Origin of the sequence: Persicirhabdus sediminis (assembly GCF_016595495.1) — a bacterium.
Classification (GTDB): domain Bacteria; phylum Verrucomicrobiota; class Verrucomicrobiia; order Verrucomicrobiales; family Akkermansiaceae; genus Persicirhabdus; species Persicirhabdus sediminis.
The window spans coordinates 31550-47761 of sequence record NZ_JAENIM010000046.1; the positions used below are offsets into that span (position 1 = coordinate 31550).

Below are 16212 nucleotides of genomic sequence, written 5' to 3' on the forward strand. Positions count from 1 at the left end.
GTATCTCACATCAACATTCTTATCTCATCTTATCCTTATGCAAAAACAAATAGAAGACGCTCAAGCAAAGCTAACTGCTGTACGTAACCGCCTCGGAGAAGTCGTCGTTGGCCAAGAAGTGCTTGTTGAACGTCTCATGTTAGCTCTCATCTGTGGCGGCCACGTGCTCATTGAAGGTGCTCCCGGCCTAGCAAAGACACTCACCGTAAATACGCTCTCCCAAGCATTAGACGCCAATTTCAGCCGCGTACAATTTACCCCAGACCTTCTACCAAGCGATCTTACCGGTACACTCGTCTACGATCCAAAGGCGCATACATTCACCGCAGAAAAAGGCCCGATCTTCGCTAACATCGTTCTTGCAGATGAAATCAACCGCGCGCCAGCCAAGGTGCAGAGTTCACTACTCGAGGCCATGCAAGAAAAGCAGGTTACCCTTGGCAAAGAAACTTTCCCGCTGCCTCAGCCATTTTTAGTTCTCGCTACACAAAACCCAATCGAACAAGAAGGTACCTACTCGCTGCCAGAAGCACAGGTAGACCGCTTCATGTTCAAGCTCAGAGTCGACTACCCAACTCTGGAAGAAGAACTGGAAGTCATGCGCCGCATGGGACGCCCAAATCCAACTCTCGACGTGAAGGCTGTGATGACACTTGACGACATCGTCGACATCCGCGACCTCGTTGGCCAAATCCACCTCGACGAGCAAATCGAGCTCTACATCATCCGCCTCATCGATGCCACCCGTAACCCAGAAAAATACGGCATGGATACCAGCAAGTACGTCCGCTTTGGCGCTTCACCTCGTGCTTCTATCAATCTATCACTCGCGGTACGCGCGCACGCACTCATGCAAAACCGCGACTACGTGGTACCTCAAGATGTCAAAGACGTCGCTCCAGACGTGCTTCGCCACCGCCTAGCCATCACTTACCGCGCAGAAGCTGAAGGCCTCATCTCAGACGACCTCATCAAAGACCTGCTCAATAACGTCCCAGTGACTCAATCATGATCGAGGGAAATGACAGCGCACTCCACTTGTTGGAGTTGAAATGCAGACGTCCAGTCGAGCACCTACTCTCTGGTGAATACCGCAGTGTATTCAAAGGTAAAGGCATTGAATTTGAAGATGTTCGTCCCTATCAGCCAGGTGATGATGTTCGCACCATGGACTGGCGCGTCACTGCAAAAACCGGCACGCCGCACATCAAAAGGTTCATCGAGGAACGCGAACAGCACTTCTACCTGCTCGTCGATATCTCAGCCTCCATGCTGTGTGATGCTACTGGAAAAAAACGCGATACCCTCGCTCAGTTAGGATCATTGCTCACACTCACAGCCGCCAAGAATAATGACCGCGTCGGCCTCACGCTGTACTCAGATGAAGTCGAGCTCATGATTCGCCCTAGCAAAGGCCGCCAACATGCCCTGCGCATCATTGATACCTTGATGAATGTCGAGCCCAAGGGCACAGGATCTAACCTAGCGGAAGCAATTGCTAACCTTGGTCATGTCGTTGGTAAGCGCTCAGTCATTTTCATCCTATCAGATTTCTTCTGCGAAGGCTATCAAGACGAGCTACAAGCACTCGCCCATAAGCACGATCTTATCGCCGTCAACCTTATTGATCCACAAGAAGTCACCCCTCCTAACTGTGGCCTCGTCAGAATTTCTGACTCCGAAACTGGAGCCCAAGCCACCGTGGACCTCAGCCAAGTCAAAGAAAACCATCGTCAGCGATTAGAAAAAATCAGGAACGAAATGATGGAATCTGGCGTCGACCTCATGGAGGTCATGCACGGTGAAGATTGTGTCAAAGCACTGATCTCATTTTTCAATTCTCGCCAGCGCCGCGTCGCTGATGAAACCGGAGGTTAATCCAATGTCTCTCACATATAAAAAATACTACTCCTGGCTGCTAGCCTGCGTGCTTTTGTGCTTCCAACTGCAAGCCGCAGATGTCGACAACATCGAACTCTCCGTCTCTCCCTCTGAAATTAAGCCTGGCGATGTCATCGAACTAACGGCAAGCTTCACTAGCCATGATTACTGCAAATTTACCATGCAGTTCAGTCGACCTAACGAGCTCATCGCTATTGGCAGACAAAAACGCCCAGTCACACTAACCGACGACAATAAATTCGTCCACAGTGAAGTCTACACCATGCAGGCTGCTGCACCTGGTTCATGGCCGCTAGAAAACCTAGCTGCCGTCATCCAACACCCCGATGGCTACGAGACCACAATCAAAATCGTACCCGTCCACATCGAGGTATCTCCCGTTGCCCTGCTAGAAAATGCAGGAGGCCCCGAGCCTCTCCCCGAGATAGCTGATAAAGCTGCCGAAAAATCCCAGCTAAGCATCATCATAGCAATCGTCGCCGCCGTCCTTCTCATTGCCACCGTGGTCATTTTAATCGAGCGCAAGCAAACTGACAATGACGGCGAAGACAATAATGATGCAGTCGATCAAGCGCTGCAATCACTCAAAAAAGGCGAAATTCCAACATCACTTTTACACAGCCTGCTAGAACCATCATCCAGCCGCCTTAGTGATGGCAGTAAAAGCCAGCTGGAACACGCAATATTCAGCGGTAAACCATCCGCTGATGCGATCATTAAAATTCTAACGAAAGAGGTACAATCATGAATTCATGGATCCAACTACCTGACGACCTCACACTCGTCTACCCTTGGCTGCTTGTCCTCATCCTAGTCATTGGCTGGTTCTGCCTGCGCAAGGAAAACAAACCTAGCCTAACTATTGCAGCCACCGAGCTTTGGAGTGATCTCGATCAAGGCAGAGCAAAATACCTACCATGGCTAACCGCATTCAAAGCATTAGGGCTAATTGCCTTAATCACCGCCATTGCTAGGCCTCAAGCTATTGTTGACCAATCATACCAAAGCAATGAAGGCATCGCCATTCAAATGCTTGTCGACATTTCTAGCAGCATGGAAGCGGAAGTCACCCTCGTGGATGGCCCAGCGCAAACACGCATGGAAGCATCCAAAGAGATCGTCGAGCGCTTCATTGCTGGTGATGGAAACGAACTCAATGGCAGACCTAACGATCTTATTGGCCTCATCACTTTCGCCCGCTATGCGGACACCCGCAGCCCTCTAACATTTGGTCACTCAGCGCTGGTAGAAATCGTGCGTAGCATCGAATCACAGAATCGTCCTAACGAAGATGGCACCGCCTACGGTGATGCACTGGCACTCGCTGCAGCGCGCCTCCACCAGCTAGACCAACCATTAGCTGACGGCAGCGCCAACCAATACGCGCACATTACCAGCCGCATTGTTGTTCTCCTCACCGATGGTGAAAACAACTCTGGTAGCCACGAACCTCTAGCAGCAGCTAGCTTGGCTAAAGAATGGGGATGCAAGGTTTACATCATCAGCTTAGGCGACGAACCCTACTACGGCAAAAACCGACCAGTTGATAAAGAAGACGTGCTCACTCCAGCTGAGCAAGTGCTAGAAAGAATCTCTAAAGAGACAGGCGGTATTTATCGCAAAGCCACCGACTACGAATCATTGCTCTCAGTTTACGAGGAAATCGACCAACTGGAAAAAAGCAAGATTGCCACCAAGAGCTACAAAATTACTGAAGAGATCTTCTGGCTGCCCTTGGCATTTGCCTTCCTCTTCTTGCTCTTAGTTCTCGCCCTGAAGTCAACCGTTCTGCGCATTGCTCCATAAGCACCATTTTCCCATGATTCCCGAAATCACATTTCAAAATCCTAACGCGCTCTATCTGCTCGTCCTGCTCTTGCCACTCGCGTGGTTGATGGCCAGAGCGCGTAAGCTCAACAAAGAGGTGCGCGACCAACTCAATGGCTCATCACCTAACCGCCCAGCTTGGCGTGACCATGTGCGCATTCTAGCTGCAGCCATCATTGCGCTCTGCTTAGCCAAGCCTGGATATAATCCAGTTCCTAGCCAGCTAGCCAGCGCAGGCCGCGACGTCGTCTTCATTCTCGATGTTTCCCGCAGTATGTTAGCTGAAGACGTTCAGCCTAACCGCCTAGAATCAGCTAAACAAGCCATCCGCGATACCGTCGAAGGTTTCACCAGCCAGCGAGTCGGCCTTGTTCTCTATGCAGGAAGCACATCTATCGCTTGCCCACTAACAAGTGACTACGATTTCCTTCGCTACATGCTAGACCAAGCTTCACCATGGGCAGTTGAATTTGGTGGCACAATGCTCAACGACGGGGTGGAAAAAACTCTCGAGCAAGTCTTCACCGACGACCGCGTCGGTTTCCAAGACATCATCCTCATCACTGACGGTGAAGATCACGGCCCCGATATGCAAAAAGTCGCAGCTCGCATCAGCGAAGCTCAAGTAGGGCTGTTAGCGATCGGTCTAGGTGACGCCGAGAACGGTGCCAAAATCCCGGAAGAGTTAGAAGATGGCACAATGTCCTTTGTGCAATACAAGGATGAAGATGTGATTACCAAGCTAGATAACCAGTCATTAGAAACGCTCTGCTCAGCTAGCGAGAATTTCACCTATTTCAGTGCTGGCACTCGCCCATTCTACCTAGCTGACACCTATCAGGACTTTGCAAAAAATAAACAGCAACAGCTCAGCGTCGGCAATGATACCTTCATGATCTACAAAGAAGCCTCGTTCTTCCTCATGCCATTGGCCCTCATCTTACTTGTCATTCCTCACCTGCGCATCAAAACAAATTCTATCGCCGTGATTCTTGTGGTGATGGCGGCAATGCCAAACAGCTCAGTCTATGCGCAATCCAAACAATTTGTTAGCAAGTACGACATGGCTATCGATCACATGAAGCTCGAGCAAATGGAAGAAGCTCAAGCACTTCTCATCGAGTTGCGCAGTAAACCTTCTGACATTCCTTCAGTCGATGCTGCAGTCTTGCTCAACCTTGGCATTTGTACCGACGGCCTAGCTAAGGAAATGCCGACCCCGCAGGAGCAGCTAGACCTAGCAATGAGTGCTCAGCAATACTACCTGCGTGCCGCTCGTATGCAGCCAGGATACCATCGTGCGGCGCACCAACTGCAAGTACTCCACGGCAATATCCTCGCGCTGCGAGAGCAAATTGCTAACGAAGCCGATGATAGCCAAGACATGAACCAATCGATGCAAAAACTCATCGAGGACTTGGAAGAGCTCAAAGACAAGCTGATTTCAGCTAGAGAGAAAGTCCAACAGGTAAATCCTCCAGCTCCGCGCAGAAATAGAAGACACAATGATCCACCACCACCAGCGGCACCAGAACACGCTGCCGCGGCTCTAGCCAATTTGAAGACTCAGTCTAACGAACTCAAAACCAGCGCCGATCAAATTCATGAGGACATGAAAGAACTTCACGAAGTGATGTACGCGATGCTTAGAGAATCAGCAGGCCTCAGTGTGCTCGATCCATCAGAGTTAGATGACTCAGTCGACCTCAACGCTCCTGTGGATAATGCTAAGATTGGTGAACATGTCGAAGTGGATGAGCTCGAAACAATCTTTGAGGAACCTCTCAAAATCATGCCAAAAGTACCTGAGCAAATCACTGTGGGCAGCAACCAACTCAACCAGTGGAATACGGCATTTCACTCTCTCAGACACTATAACATCGCCGCCGAGCACGTTCAGGAAATCCTCGACCTACTCGCCAATAGTAACAGCTCACAAGATTCTGATAGCGAGGAATCTGAAATGGATGAATGGGACGACTACGAATATGATGAAAGCGATGGCGAATCCCAAATGATGTCCATGGCTATGGAGGGTGACTTCAACTCTAGCGAAAGCATGCAACAGCTGCCGCCGCCTAACTTCTCACCGGAAGATATTCTCCAAGAAGAAATGGCTAGCCAGCAATTCCGCCAAAAACAACAGTCAAAATCAAAAGCGGCTTCAGCTGTAGAAAAAGATTGGTAATATCATGCATCTAAAATTTTACATTCCCGCGCTGATCTGCAGCCTGAGCCCATTGATGGCCCAATCTCCAGCTGACGCAGATAGCTCCCAACAGCAACCAGCTGGCACCTTCGTGCCGTCTACCACAGACAGCGCTGCAGTTGATGACGTCGTGGCAAATCACCCGCCGCTAGATGAAGAGGAGCCTGAAATCATCGTCGAGCCAGAAACTCCCGAGCTGAATTTCAGAGATCGCAGTATCTTTGTCAATGAAGCGACCATGCTCATCTATCGCTTCAAGTCAGAAGTAGAGCCTGAGTTAGAACTGCCAGCTTCAACTGAAAACCTAGCATTCCTCAATGTTAGTTTTGAAAAACTGAAGAAGAGCCAAGGCTTCAACTACGCAGCATACGTCTACATCGTACCTCGCACTACAGGCCTAATCACCCTGCCATCACTGCCATTCACCGTTGGTGAGGTCGACTGTAAATCCGCCATCACCCAATTCACCGCCGGTCAGATCAAGCAGGATTCGTCCATGCGCCTCACCTACACACCGGCAAAAACTCAGGTCTACGTCGGTGAGCCGGTGAAAGTTGATGTCCACTGGCGTAGCCCGTACTCAATGAGTGCGCTCCGTCAGCTCAATGTGACTCCAGCATTTTTCACTAATCCTAACATCACCTCAGTCGTGCCTCGTCCGCAGTTTCCAGAGGAACAGCAAATCGGCCTACCATTTGGCGGACGTCGTGTCATTGCTCATAATACCAGTAATGAAAATGACCCGCTAGGTGACGTTAGATTCACCATCTACCTGAGCTTTGACAAAGTGGGCAGCTACCAACTTGAGCCGACTCGCCTACAAGTTCAGCGTCTGCTAGGTAAGGTTTCACACTATCGTAGATACGCCGCCTACTTCGACAACAGCTTCTTCGAGCCAGCTGAAAACAACCAACTATTTGAGCGTCTTTATGTGGACTCAAATACGATGGACTTCGAAGTACTGCCGCTGCCAGCTGATGATTCAGCACCAGTTTTCAGCGGCCTGTTTGAGCCCGTTGATATCGAGCTCAGCCTGAACCCACACGAAACGCAAGTGGGCCAACTGATGGAAGCCACCGTTAAGGTGAAAAGTGAAGTCGACCCACAATTCCTCACCATTCCCCCATTAAATACTCAAAAATCACTACGCAATCGTTTCTGGACTAACGAAAACCAGGCTCGTTTGTGGCAGCCAGACGGTCGCCAGTTCACCATGCGCATGCGCCCATTGAGCGCCGACCTCAATACCCTGCCACCGCTACAGTTCAAAACCTTCGATCCAGCTGTTGGAGAATATAAAACCTACACTACCGAAGCGATCCCAATCAAAATTACACCAGATGGCGATGAACGCTTCTTCGACATCAGCAAACTACCAAATACAACCATCTCTATTGAAAGCAACGCCGCAGGAGTGTGGCACAACCAACCCAACAAGCCCATGGACAACCTCGTCAACACCATCGTCAATAGCCTTGCTAGCCAATTCTGGATCTGGCTCATCATTGGCCCGCTGGGCTACTTCATCATTGGCCCAATCCTGCGCCGCAAGTATCTGCTCGCTACTAACGAGAGCTTTAGACTGCGCTACGAGGCGTGGATGAAACTTCGTAAGCAGCCAACTAACGAACAGGCATTTGAGGACTATCTGGCTACCGCGCTTGATATGGCTCCAGGTTCACTAACAACAAAAGACCTTACCACGGAATTGCAAAAAAATGGTGCTAGCGAAGACCTAATTGCAAACGTCAACGACTACTTCAAACAGCGCAATGCCAGCCAGTTTGCAGCGAGCAAACCAGCTAGCGATCACGCACCACTCGTCCAGCTAGCCACAAGTATCCAGAAGGCAATGAACCGTAGTTTGTTAGCGATTCTCGGGTTCGCCCTCATCAGTCTAGCAAGCGTAGTGGATGTTCAGGCTGATACTTTTGCTGATGCTGAAACACGTTTTGCCAATGCCCTAACCAGCACCGACTTTACTGCTGACTCACAGTTTGCCACCGCTGCTTTGCTATTTGAAAAGGCAGCTGAAGAAGATCACAATCCAGGCATCGCCTACTACAATGCAGGTAATGCATGGACCAAAGCGGGTGAAATCGGACGAGCCATCGCAGCCTACAAACAAGCTCTACCGTACCGCCTTCACGATGCTAAGCTACGCGAAAGTCTCGACGCAGTCAGAGGTCTCCGCAAAGACAAAGAGCTACAAAACTTAGATCCAGCATGGTGGCAATGGCCGCTGCAGTGGGATCTAGCAGCTCTGATTATTGCTTGGTTAGTATTCTGGCTACTGATCACATTAAGAATACGCTTCCGCAATCAAAAGCTAAACTTCACCGCCTATGCCGTTGGAGTGATCACACTTTTGCTAGCCATTGCCAGCGTAGCAAAGTTCAGCCAGCAAAGCGAACAAGGCGTGATTATCTTAGATGAAGTGCAAGGACTGAAAGGCCCAGCCGCCTCATACTCACCGGCATTTCACGGTGCCCTGCACAACGGCCTCGAGTTCAAAGTCGTCAAAACAGAAAATGACTGGTTGTATATCCAGCTGGCAGACAAACGTAACTGTTGGATTCCAGCAAGCTCTTGCAGTATTTTCTAAAACAAATTAGAAACTTCTATCTACATCTAATGAAAGCCGTTCACCTGAGTGAACGGCTTTTTTCGTTTAATCATTCAACAGCGAAGATAAGCAAAAATAACAACTCTCAATCACTATCGTTAAACCGCACGTTGGCATGAAATTTTTATCCCTATGGATGGGTAATTAAATCAGACAATCAATTTATAAAATGAGTTCATCACGAAGACAATTCATCAAACTACTGAGCGGGCTGGGAGCAGCTGTTGGCTCAGCCAACATACTCAACGCACAAAACAAAGCAGCAGAAGCGCCAGCGCCAGCAGCTGGGAGCATCTATATGGGTGACTTCGCAGCCCCTAAGCTATCTACCATTAAAGTAGCCATCATCGGCTGTGGTGCTCGCGCCAGCCTACATTGCCGCACACTAGCTAGCTATCAGGGCACAGAAATCGTTGGTGTTTGTGACATCTATCCGGATCTGGTAGAGAAAAGATTAGAACTCATCAAAAAGTCAGCTAAGGACGACAGCAGACATAGCAACATCAAGGTTTATCACGGTGATAAGCATGCTTACAAAAAGATGTTAGCTGAGACCAAACCAGATCTCGTTTACATCATTACTCCATGGCAATGGCACGCACCAATGGCCATCGACGCGATGAATGCTGGTGCCCATGCTTGTGTTGAAGTCCCTCTCTGCACCACGATTGAAGAAGCTTGGCGCATCATCGACACCTCTGAGAAAACTCAGCGTCACTGCATGATGCTAGAAAACTGCAACTACGGTCGCGAGGAACTCATGTACCTCAATTTGTGCCGTCAGGGCGTGCTTGGCCAACTTCTCCACGGTGAGGCAGCTTACATTCACGATCTCCGTCACCAGATGGCATCCATTGATAGAGGACGCGGCACTGGTTTCTGGCGCACTCCAGAGTGGGCAAGCAAGAGCGGTAACCTCTATCCAACACATGGGCTGGGACCAGTAGCCCAGTACATGAACTTGGCTCGCGGCGAAGATAACTTCCGCAGGCTCGTATCCTATTCATCACCTGGCCTGAACCACGAACTTTACGTCAAGGAACGATTCCCAGCTGAAAGCAAGCTCAACCAGATAGACTTCACCCCTAGTGGCGATATCAATACCTCTATCATCAAAACTGAGCTGGGAAGAACCGTCATGGTGCAGTGGGATGAATCCAGCCCACGCCCGTACAGCCGCCACAATCTCATTCAAGGAACTCGCGGCACTGCAGCTGGATACCCTAGCCGCATCGCCCTAGACTACGGTGAAGGCGAAGGACTAGCTGAGAAAATATTCAACATGTTGCCGAAAAAGCGCAACCGCACTAACTTCCACAGCTGGTGCACCGACATCAATGCCTTCTACGAAGTCTACGATCACCCGCTGTATAAGCGTACGCTGCACCACGCCAAAGAAATGGGCGGTCACGGTGGCATGGACGCGATCATGAACTTCCGCGTCGTCGAATGTCTGCTTAACGGTGAGCCGTTAGATCAGAACGTTTACGAAGGCTGTTACTGGTCTGCTGTCGCCCCACTATCTATCAAGTCAGTGAAAGAAGACGGCATGCCTCAGGATTTCCCAGACTTCACACGCGGACGCTGGAAAGAAACAAAACCTCTCGGCATCGTTTCATAAATTAATCGCTTCATCATTCATTACAGATCCATCCAGCTGCCGCTGGATGGATTTTTTTTTGCCCACTACCGCTAGCCCCCTGCGAAATCACGCTGCGCCCGCCGATGTTGAATTATCAGTCATTCTGGCGCAGCTCAGCAATTTTGTAAAAATTAACAAACCACAACATATTGATGTCAACGTTTTATCATACTACTTCATGTAGATATTTTCCCGTTGACCAAAACTCCAAAACAGCATTTAAATTCATCTCACCTCGCGGCCGGTTAGGTAGCGAACAACATGCCCCATTGCAAGATATGAACTTCAGCTACCCACAAATTGTTATGCAGGAAATTCCAGGCGAAATCACCCTCGCTCTGTCGATTTCTGGCTGCCCGCTCAAATGCCCTGGCTGCCACTCAGCATTCACATGGGATGGCAATTTTGGCCAAAAACTGAATAAAAGCTCATTGATTCAACTTCTAGATAAATACGAAGGTTTGCTGAGTTGTGTCTTATTTTATGGCGGCGAATGGGAAGCTGACACCTTGCTAGACCTGTTGGCTATCGTACGCGAAAGGGGCATGCTAACAGCGCTTTTTAGCGGGCTCGAATCACTGCCCGAGAGCATCACCTCACAGCTGGATTTTGTAAAATTGGGACCGTGGAAACGAGAGCTTGGCGGGCTGGATTCTGCGATCACTAACCAACGACTCTACGACCTACGCAGCGGGGAATGCCTGAATCATCACTTTGTTAAAAAAGACTCCTCAGTCGAACTTACTTTCTAATTATACCTAACTCTATCAATATGCTTACCGACGCACAGATCTCCCAGAAGCAAAACTTTATCCGCAACTACATCAGCGCAGACAATGCCGCTGACGGCTCACAGCAAGACCCTAACGCCAACGTCACTCAAAAGAACATCGCGACGCTGGAAAACGAGCTCTTCAAAGATTACTTCCGCCAGATCAACCGCCGCATGATGTACGACCGCATCGGCGAAATGTTTGACTCCGAGCTGGCTGACGAATACCTACGCCAGCTGGATACTCACGAGATCTATGCTCACGACGAAACCAGCATCAAACCTTACTGCGCATCTATCACTCTCTATCCATTCTTGCTAGATGGGCTGACAAAAATTGGTGGTGAATCCAAGGCACCAAAACATCTAGATAGCTTCTGCGGAAGTTTCATTAACCTCATCTTTGCGGTTTCTAGCCAGTTTGCGGGCGCTCTCGCCACGGTTGAGTTTTTGATGTATTTTGACCATTTCGCCCAGCGCGAGTTTGGCGACGAATACCTCGAGACTCAGCGTGAACTGATCAACAGCCACCTGCAACACGTCGTTTACTCAATCAACCAGCCAGCTGCCAGCCGTGGCTATCAGAGTGTGTTTTGGAATATTTCCGTCTACGACGAGCACTACTTCGAAGCTATCTTTGGTGACTTCGTTTTCCCTAACGGCGACAAACCTAACTACGATCGTCTAGCTAAGCTACAATCGCATTTCCTCAGCTGGTTCAACCACGAGCGCACCCGCTCAGTACTCACCTTCCCAGTCGTTACCGCAGCTCTGCTCAACGAGGGAAATCAAGCTAAGGATAGAGAATTCTCCGCGCTACTGGCCAAGGAAATGAGCGAGGGCAATAGCTTCTTCATCTATCAATCTAGCAGTGCCGACAGTCTTTCATCATGCTGTCGCCTGCGCAACGAGATCTCAGATACCAGCTTTTCCTACAGCCTAGGTGCTGGCGGCGTCAGCACTGGCTCGCTCAATGTGATCACGCTGAACATGAACCGCCTTGTGCAAGACGGTCGCGATCTGGCTACTGAGATTGATAAAATTCACCGCTATCAAGTGGCCTATCACAGCCTGCTTGGCGATATGAAATCTCAGAACATGCTGCCAGTCTATGATGCTGGATTCATCACCATGGAAAAGCAGTTCCTAACGATCGGCATTAACGGATTGATAGAATCAGCTGAATTCCTTGGCATAGCTGCAGAAAATGACGCCAGCTACATCAGCTACCTGCAAAAACAGCTGGGAACGATTTACGATCTCAACCGAGCTGCTAGTAAGAAGTATGGCTGTAAATTTAATACCGAGCTAATTCCAGCTGAGTCACTTGGCGTTCGCAATGCACAGTGGGACCGTGAAGATGGCTACCAAGTGCAACGCGATTGTTATAACAGCTACTTCTACCGCGTAGAAGACGAGCAGCTGAGCATGCTCGATAAGATGATTTTACACGGCAAGCAGGTAGTCGATTACCTCGATGGCGGCAGCGCACTTCACCTCAATTTGCACGAACAACCGAGCAAAGAATCATTAGTCAAGCTGATCGACGCGGCTGCCAGACTGGGCACTAACTATTGGTGCATCAACGTCAAGTGCACGATCTGCGACGACTGTGGCTACATCGACAAAAAAACCTGCGTCAAATGCTCTAGCTGCGGGTCAACTAACATCGCCTACGCTACCCGTATCATCGGCTACCTGAAACGCATCGATCACTTCAGTAGTCCACGACAAAAAGAGGCCGCCGTGCGCCATTATACTCGCCAGCCAGTTTCCAGCTAGAAACTAACTGCGATCATCCATTTACCATGCCAGCTGGGAATTCCAGCTGGCATTTTTTTATCATTCATCCAACGACGCCGCAGCTGAAGGCAGCATCATAGCAATCGAGCAGCTGGCAAAACCAATGAAACAAGCGAGCATCACCCCCGCTAGAGGGAATAATAGGCCAGCCCAATTGTAGGGAGACGAAATCCCTGATAACATAAACTTCCAATAATCAAAGTAGCCATAAATGCAACAGGCAGCCAGCCCTAACGACCCAATGGCAAACTGGCCCATCACACCACAGAAAATCATTTTGCGGCGACGCTTAACAAGAACTAGTACAGCTATCATTGAGCTCAGCACTATAGCTAACCAGCCAATCCACCCCATGAAACTCAGAAGCTCCATAATTAGCGTAAGATTTGATTTTTCTATCATCATTTCTAATCACAAAACTAATCTCTCAATCTAACTAAGCCAAGACATTTGGCTCACAAATAAAGAAGCAGACCAGCGCTATACCTAACTAGTTAAAGAATCCAGCTAGCTGGCATGGTTCCATTTCTAGCTAGCTCGAGCTGGCATATTTACAAGCGCTTGTGGGAGGCAAAACAATCACTGCAAATCGCTTGCTATTGGTCGAAAGCTCGTAGACGCTCGCGGAGTTATGAGAATCATTTCTATTAAAGACGCGGTTTACGCAAAGATCGAAGAGACACTTGGTGAGAACCAAGACGCCACTGAGCTAGAGAACATTGCTGGTATCGACTGTGATGAAGACGACATCGCGCTGCAGCGTGAGCTTGGCTCTGAAGACCCAGCTGTAGCTATCGAGCTGATCGTGCAGTGGCACGAAGAGTTCCAGGAAGGCATCCTCGACTGGTTCTATCTTCCAGAATCACAAGCGGACTCAGACAAACCTGACATCATGCACGGCGGCGCACTGCTAGCCTTCAACTACAAGGACTCTAAGCTCGACTTCGACAAACTCATCGAAGAAGCGATTCCTGCGCTCAACGAAGCCTGCGAATGGGCTGAGTTTGAACTCGACGAAGACGGCGAGTAAGCAACTAACAAATCGAAACTCATTGTGACTCACACAGACGAAAACCACTGGGACCTCATCGTCATTGGCGGTGGTGCAGCTGGCTACTTTTCCGCGATCTCCGCGGCTGAAGCAGGCTGCCAGCGGGTTCTTATTCTAGAGAAATCGCCCCAGGTTCTGGGCAAAGTAAAAGTCTCTGGTGGTGGCCGCTGCAACGTGACTCACAATTGTCTCGATCCTAAAGCCTTGGTGAAATTCTATCCACGAGGCGAAAAATCACTCATTGGCCCGCTCCATCGCTGGGGCGCGGCTGATACGATAGAGTGGTTTGAAAGCCGTGGTGTAGAGCTGAAAACTGAGGCTGACGGGCGCATATTTCCCGTTACTGATAGTTCACAAACCATCATCGACTGCCTGCAAACCGCTGCTCGCGATGCTGGCGTGATGCTGCGCACACGCTGTGGTGTAGAGTCTATCAAAAAGATTCCAGCTGGCGAAATGGCTGAAGTTTTCCAGCTAGCTGTGGCCGACGGCGAAAGACTAACAGCTACAAATATTTTGCTAGCGACTGGCGGCACACGCCTCGCAGCTGGCGCAAAGTTAGCGGCAGAATTTGGTCACAAGTTAGAACCGCCAGTTCCGTCACTATTCACCTTCAATATCAAGTCACCACTGCTCGCTGAGCTGCCAGGCTTAAGTGTACCCAAGGCAATCATTAGCTCGCCTAAGGTCAAAGGATTAAAAACCGAAGGCCCCTTGCTGATTACCCATTGGGGACTAAGTGGACCAGCTGCACTGAAGTTCTCCGCATGGGGAGCGCGCGTGCTGCACGACTGTGGCTATCAGTTTAAGTTAGAAGTAAACTGGCTAGCTGGCATTGATACACTGGCACGCTTTAGCGAGCTGCGCAACGAATGGGGCAAACGCACCATTTGCAAACGCTCACCATTTTCAGAAATCCCCAAACGACTGTGGGAACGCATGGTGGAAGTCAGCGGAATTTCAGGTGAAATGATTTGGTCGCAGCTACCCAAGCAACAAGCTCAGGCACTTGCGCAAACGATCAATCACAGCCAATTTCAAGCTCAGGGCAAGAGCATCAACAAAGATGAATTTGTCACCTGCGGCGGGGTAAAACTGCCCGAGGTAAACCTCAAAACCATGCAGAGCAAACTCTGCCCAGGCCTTTATTTTGCAGGGGAAATCCTCAATATCGACGGACTCACCGGCGGGTTTAATTTCCAAAATGCATGGACCACTGGCTACCTCGCTGGCATCGCCATTGCGGACGCGAGCTAGTGCCAGCAAAAGGATGTGCTCGATCTTTGCGGCGATATACGCGGCTAATAATCTTTGCATAGTCAGCGAGGCTGGATTAAAAATATCAACATGAAGCCGCACAATCATCTCGAGCGCGCTCGCTCGGTTTTCGCTATGGAAATTGAGGAGTTGCAAAATGTCTACCAGTCACTCGACGAGCAATTCAACCAAGCCGTCGACATCTGCCTTGAGACCCTGAATACACGCGGCAAAATCGTGGTCATTGGTATCGGCAAATCTGGCAACATTGGCCATAAAATAGCCGCCACGCTCAACTCCACCGGCTCCACCGCCGTGGTGCTCAACTCACAAAATGCACTGCACGGTGACCTCGGCCTCGTTTCCGATGGCGATACCGTTATTGCCCTGTCCTATTCTGGCGAAACTGCTGAGCTGCTAGACCTGCTGCCATTCATCAAGCGCTTCGACGTTGGCCTCATCGCCATGACCGGCAAGCGCGGCTCTACCCTCAGCCAGCACGCTGAGGCCACTCTCTACTCAGAAGTCACTCGCGAAGCCTGCCCGCTCAACCTTGCGCCGACCTCTAGCTCAACTGCGATGTTAGTGATGGGCGATGCCCTCGCCATGGCGCTGCTAGATGCCCGCGGGTTCACCGAAGACGACTTTTCTAAATTCCATCCAGGTGGCTCACTTGGCCGCGCTCTGCTCACCACCGTGCGCGACATCATGCGCAGTGGCGACCAGCTAGCTACTGTTAGCCCGCAGAGCTCTGTCTACGACGCGCTAGATGCCATGACTCGTACGCGCACTGGCGCCTGCGTAGTAACCAAAGAAGACGGCAGCCTAGCTGGCATCTTCACTCATGGTGACTTCGCCCGCTGCTCACGCGAGAATGATAACATCGGCCAGAGCACCGTGAGCCAGCACATGACGGAATCACCTATCACCGTACCAGCTGACTCACTAGCAGCCGAAGCCGTCAAGGCTATCGGCCACCACCGCATCGATGATATTATCGTCGTCGACGCAGACGGCCTACCCGTCGGCCTCGTCGACACCCAGGATTTCGCTAGACTCAAACTCGTGTAATTCCCGCCTGCAGGTAGAAAAAAATACTCTCCGCTTAGCAGCTCAGGCGCAG

At 50.1% G+C, this 16212-nt stretch carries 13 protein-coding genes; 12 read left to right on the forward strand and 1 reads right to left on the reverse strand.

Features of this window, described 5'->3' with window-relative positions:
• Positions 1–37: 37 nt before the first annotated feature.
• The 9 genes from JIN82_RS15405 (at position 38) to nrdD (ending at position 12760) form a co-directional block, all read left to right on the forward strand.
• The gene (locus JIN82_RS15405) at positions 38–1012 is read left to right on the forward strand and encodes an AAA family ATPase (RefSeq protein ID WP_200312565.1); all 975 of its coding nucleotides are present in this window, start codon (positions 38–40) and stop codon (positions 1010–1012) included.
• Positions 1009–1878, forward strand: coding sequence for a DUF58 domain-containing protein (locus tag JIN82_RS15410; RefSeq protein ID WP_200312566.1), 870 nt, complete (start codon positions 1009–1011; stop codon positions 1876–1878). The genes JIN82_RS15405 and JIN82_RS15410 overlap by 4 nt, the downstream gene beginning before the upstream one ends.
• Before the next feature lie 4 nt (positions 1879–1882).
• A complete protein-coding gene (locus tag JIN82_RS15415) occupies positions 1883–2650 on the forward strand; it encodes a hypothetical protein (RefSeq protein WP_200312567.1) in 768 nt (255 codons plus the stop codon).
• Complete coding sequence (locus tag JIN82_RS15420) at positions 2647–3708, forward strand: vWA domain-containing protein (RefSeq protein ID WP_200312568.1); 1062 nt, start codon at positions 2647–2649, stop codon at positions 3706–3708. Before JIN82_RS15415 ends, JIN82_RS15420 begins: the two co-directional genes overlap by 4 nt.
• A gap of 13 nt (positions 3709–3721) precedes the next feature.
• Positions 3722–5917: a VWA domain-containing protein gene (locus tag JIN82_RS15425; protein ID WP_200312569.1), complete on the forward strand. Its 2196-nt coding sequence runs from the start codon at positions 3722–3724 to the stop codon at positions 5915–5917.
• A 4-nt stretch (positions 5918–5921) separates the two neighbouring features.
• Positions 5922–8543, forward strand: coding sequence for a BatD family protein (locus tag JIN82_RS15430; RefSeq protein ID WP_200312570.1), 2622 nt, complete (start codon positions 5922–5924; stop codon positions 8541–8543).
• Between the two features lie 190 nt (positions 8544–8733).
• On the forward strand, positions 8734–10185 hold the full coding sequence (locus JIN82_RS15435; RefSeq protein WP_200312571.1) for a Gfo/Idh/MocA family protein: 1452 nt from the start codon (positions 8734–8736) through the stop codon (positions 10183–10185).
• Positions 10186–10484: 299 nt separating this feature from the next.
• The gene (gene nrdG / locus JIN82_RS15440; RefSeq protein ID WP_234042096.1) at positions 10485–10958 is read left to right on the forward strand and encodes an anaerobic ribonucleoside-triphosphate reductase activating protein; all 474 of its coding nucleotides are present in this window, start codon (positions 10485–10487) and stop codon (positions 10956–10958) included.
• Between the two features lie 20 nt (positions 10959–10978).
• Complete coding sequence (nrdD, locus tag JIN82_RS15445; protein WP_200312573.1) at positions 10979–12760, forward strand: anaerobic ribonucleoside-triphosphate reductase; 1782 nt, start codon at positions 10979–10981, stop codon at positions 12758–12760.
• A 60-nt stretch (positions 12761–12820) separates the two neighbouring features.
• Here nrdD and JIN82_RS15450 read toward each other — a convergent pair whose 3' ends face one another.
• Entirely contained in the window at positions 12821–13096 is a 276-nt protein-coding gene (locus tag JIN82_RS15450; protein ID WP_200312574.1) for a hypothetical protein, read from the reverse strand.
• Positions 13097–13412: 316 nt separating this feature from the next.
• On the opposite strand from JIN82_RS15450, the gene JIN82_RS15455 reads away from it, so the two are divergent.
• The 3 genes from JIN82_RS15455 to JIN82_RS15465 all read left to right on the forward strand — a co-directional run bounded on the left by JIN82_RS15455 (position 13413) and on the right by JIN82_RS15465 (position 16160).
• On the forward strand, positions 13413–13811 hold the full coding sequence (locus tag JIN82_RS15455; protein ID WP_200312575.1) for a hypothetical protein: 399 nt from the start codon (positions 13413–13415) through the stop codon (positions 13809–13811).
• A 24-nt stretch (positions 13812–13835) separates the two neighbouring features.
• The gene (locus JIN82_RS15460) at positions 13836–15089 is read left to right on the forward strand and encodes a BaiN/RdsA family NAD(P)/FAD-dependent oxidoreductase (protein WP_325099527.1); all 1254 of its coding nucleotides are present in this window, start codon (positions 13836–13838) and stop codon (positions 15087–15089) included.
• A 90-nt stretch (positions 15090–15179) separates the two neighbouring features.
• Positions 15180–16160: a KpsF/GutQ family sugar-phosphate isomerase gene (locus tag JIN82_RS15465; RefSeq protein ID WP_200312576.1), complete on the forward strand. Its 981-nt coding sequence runs from the start codon at positions 15180–15182 to the stop codon at positions 16158–16160.
• The last annotated feature ends 52 nt before the right edge of the window (positions 16161–16212 follow it).

What these genes read in the sequence shown, in the direction of transcription:
- JIN82_RS15420 (WP_200312568.1), top strand. Translation starts at nt 2,647, where the DNA reads ATGAATTCATGGATCCAACTACCTGACGACCTCACACTCGTCTACCCT.
- JIN82_RS15405 (WP_200312565.1), top strand. Translation starts at nt 38, where the DNA reads ATGCAAAAACAAATAGAAGACGCTCAAGCAAAGCTAACTGCTGTACGT.
- nrdG (WP_234042096.1), top strand. Translation starts at nt 10,485, where the DNA reads ATGAACTTCAGCTACCCACAAATTGTTATGCAGGAAATTCCAGGCGAA.
- JIN82_RS15430 (WP_200312570.1), top strand. Translation starts at nt 5,922, where the DNA reads ATGCATCTAAAATTTTACATTCCCGCGCTGATCTGCAGCCTGAGCCCA.
- JIN82_RS15410 (WP_200312566.1), top strand. Translation starts at nt 1,009, where the DNA reads ATGATCGAGGGAAATGACAGCGCACTCCACTTGTTGGAGTTGAAATGC.
- JIN82_RS15455 (WP_200312575.1), top strand. Translation starts at nt 13,413, where the DNA reads ATGAGAATCATTTCTATTAAAGACGCGGTTTACGCAAAGATCGAAGAG.
- JIN82_RS15450 (WP_200312574.1), bottom strand. Translation starts at nt 13,096, where the DNA reads ATGATAGCTGTACTAGTTCTTGTTAAGCGTCGCCGCAAAATGATTTTC.
- JIN82_RS15435 (WP_200312571.1), top strand. Translation starts at nt 8,734, where the DNA reads ATGAGTTCATCACGAAGACAATTCATCAAACTACTGAGCGGGCTGGGA.
- JIN82_RS15465 (WP_200312576.1), top strand. Translation starts at nt 15,180, where the DNA reads ATGAAGCCGCACAATCATCTCGAGCGCGCTCGCTCGGTTTTCGCTATG.
- nrdD (WP_200312573.1), top strand. Translation starts at nt 10,979, where the DNA reads ATGCTTACCGACGCACAGATCTCCCAGAAGCAAAACTTTATCCGCAAC.
- JIN82_RS15425 (WP_200312569.1), top strand. Translation starts at nt 3,722, where the DNA reads ATGATTCCCGAAATCACATTTCAAAATCCTAACGCGCTCTATCTGCTC.
- JIN82_RS15415 (WP_200312567.1), top strand. Translation starts at nt 1,883, where the DNA reads ATGTCTCTCACATATAAAAAATACTACTCCTGGCTGCTAGCCTGCGTG.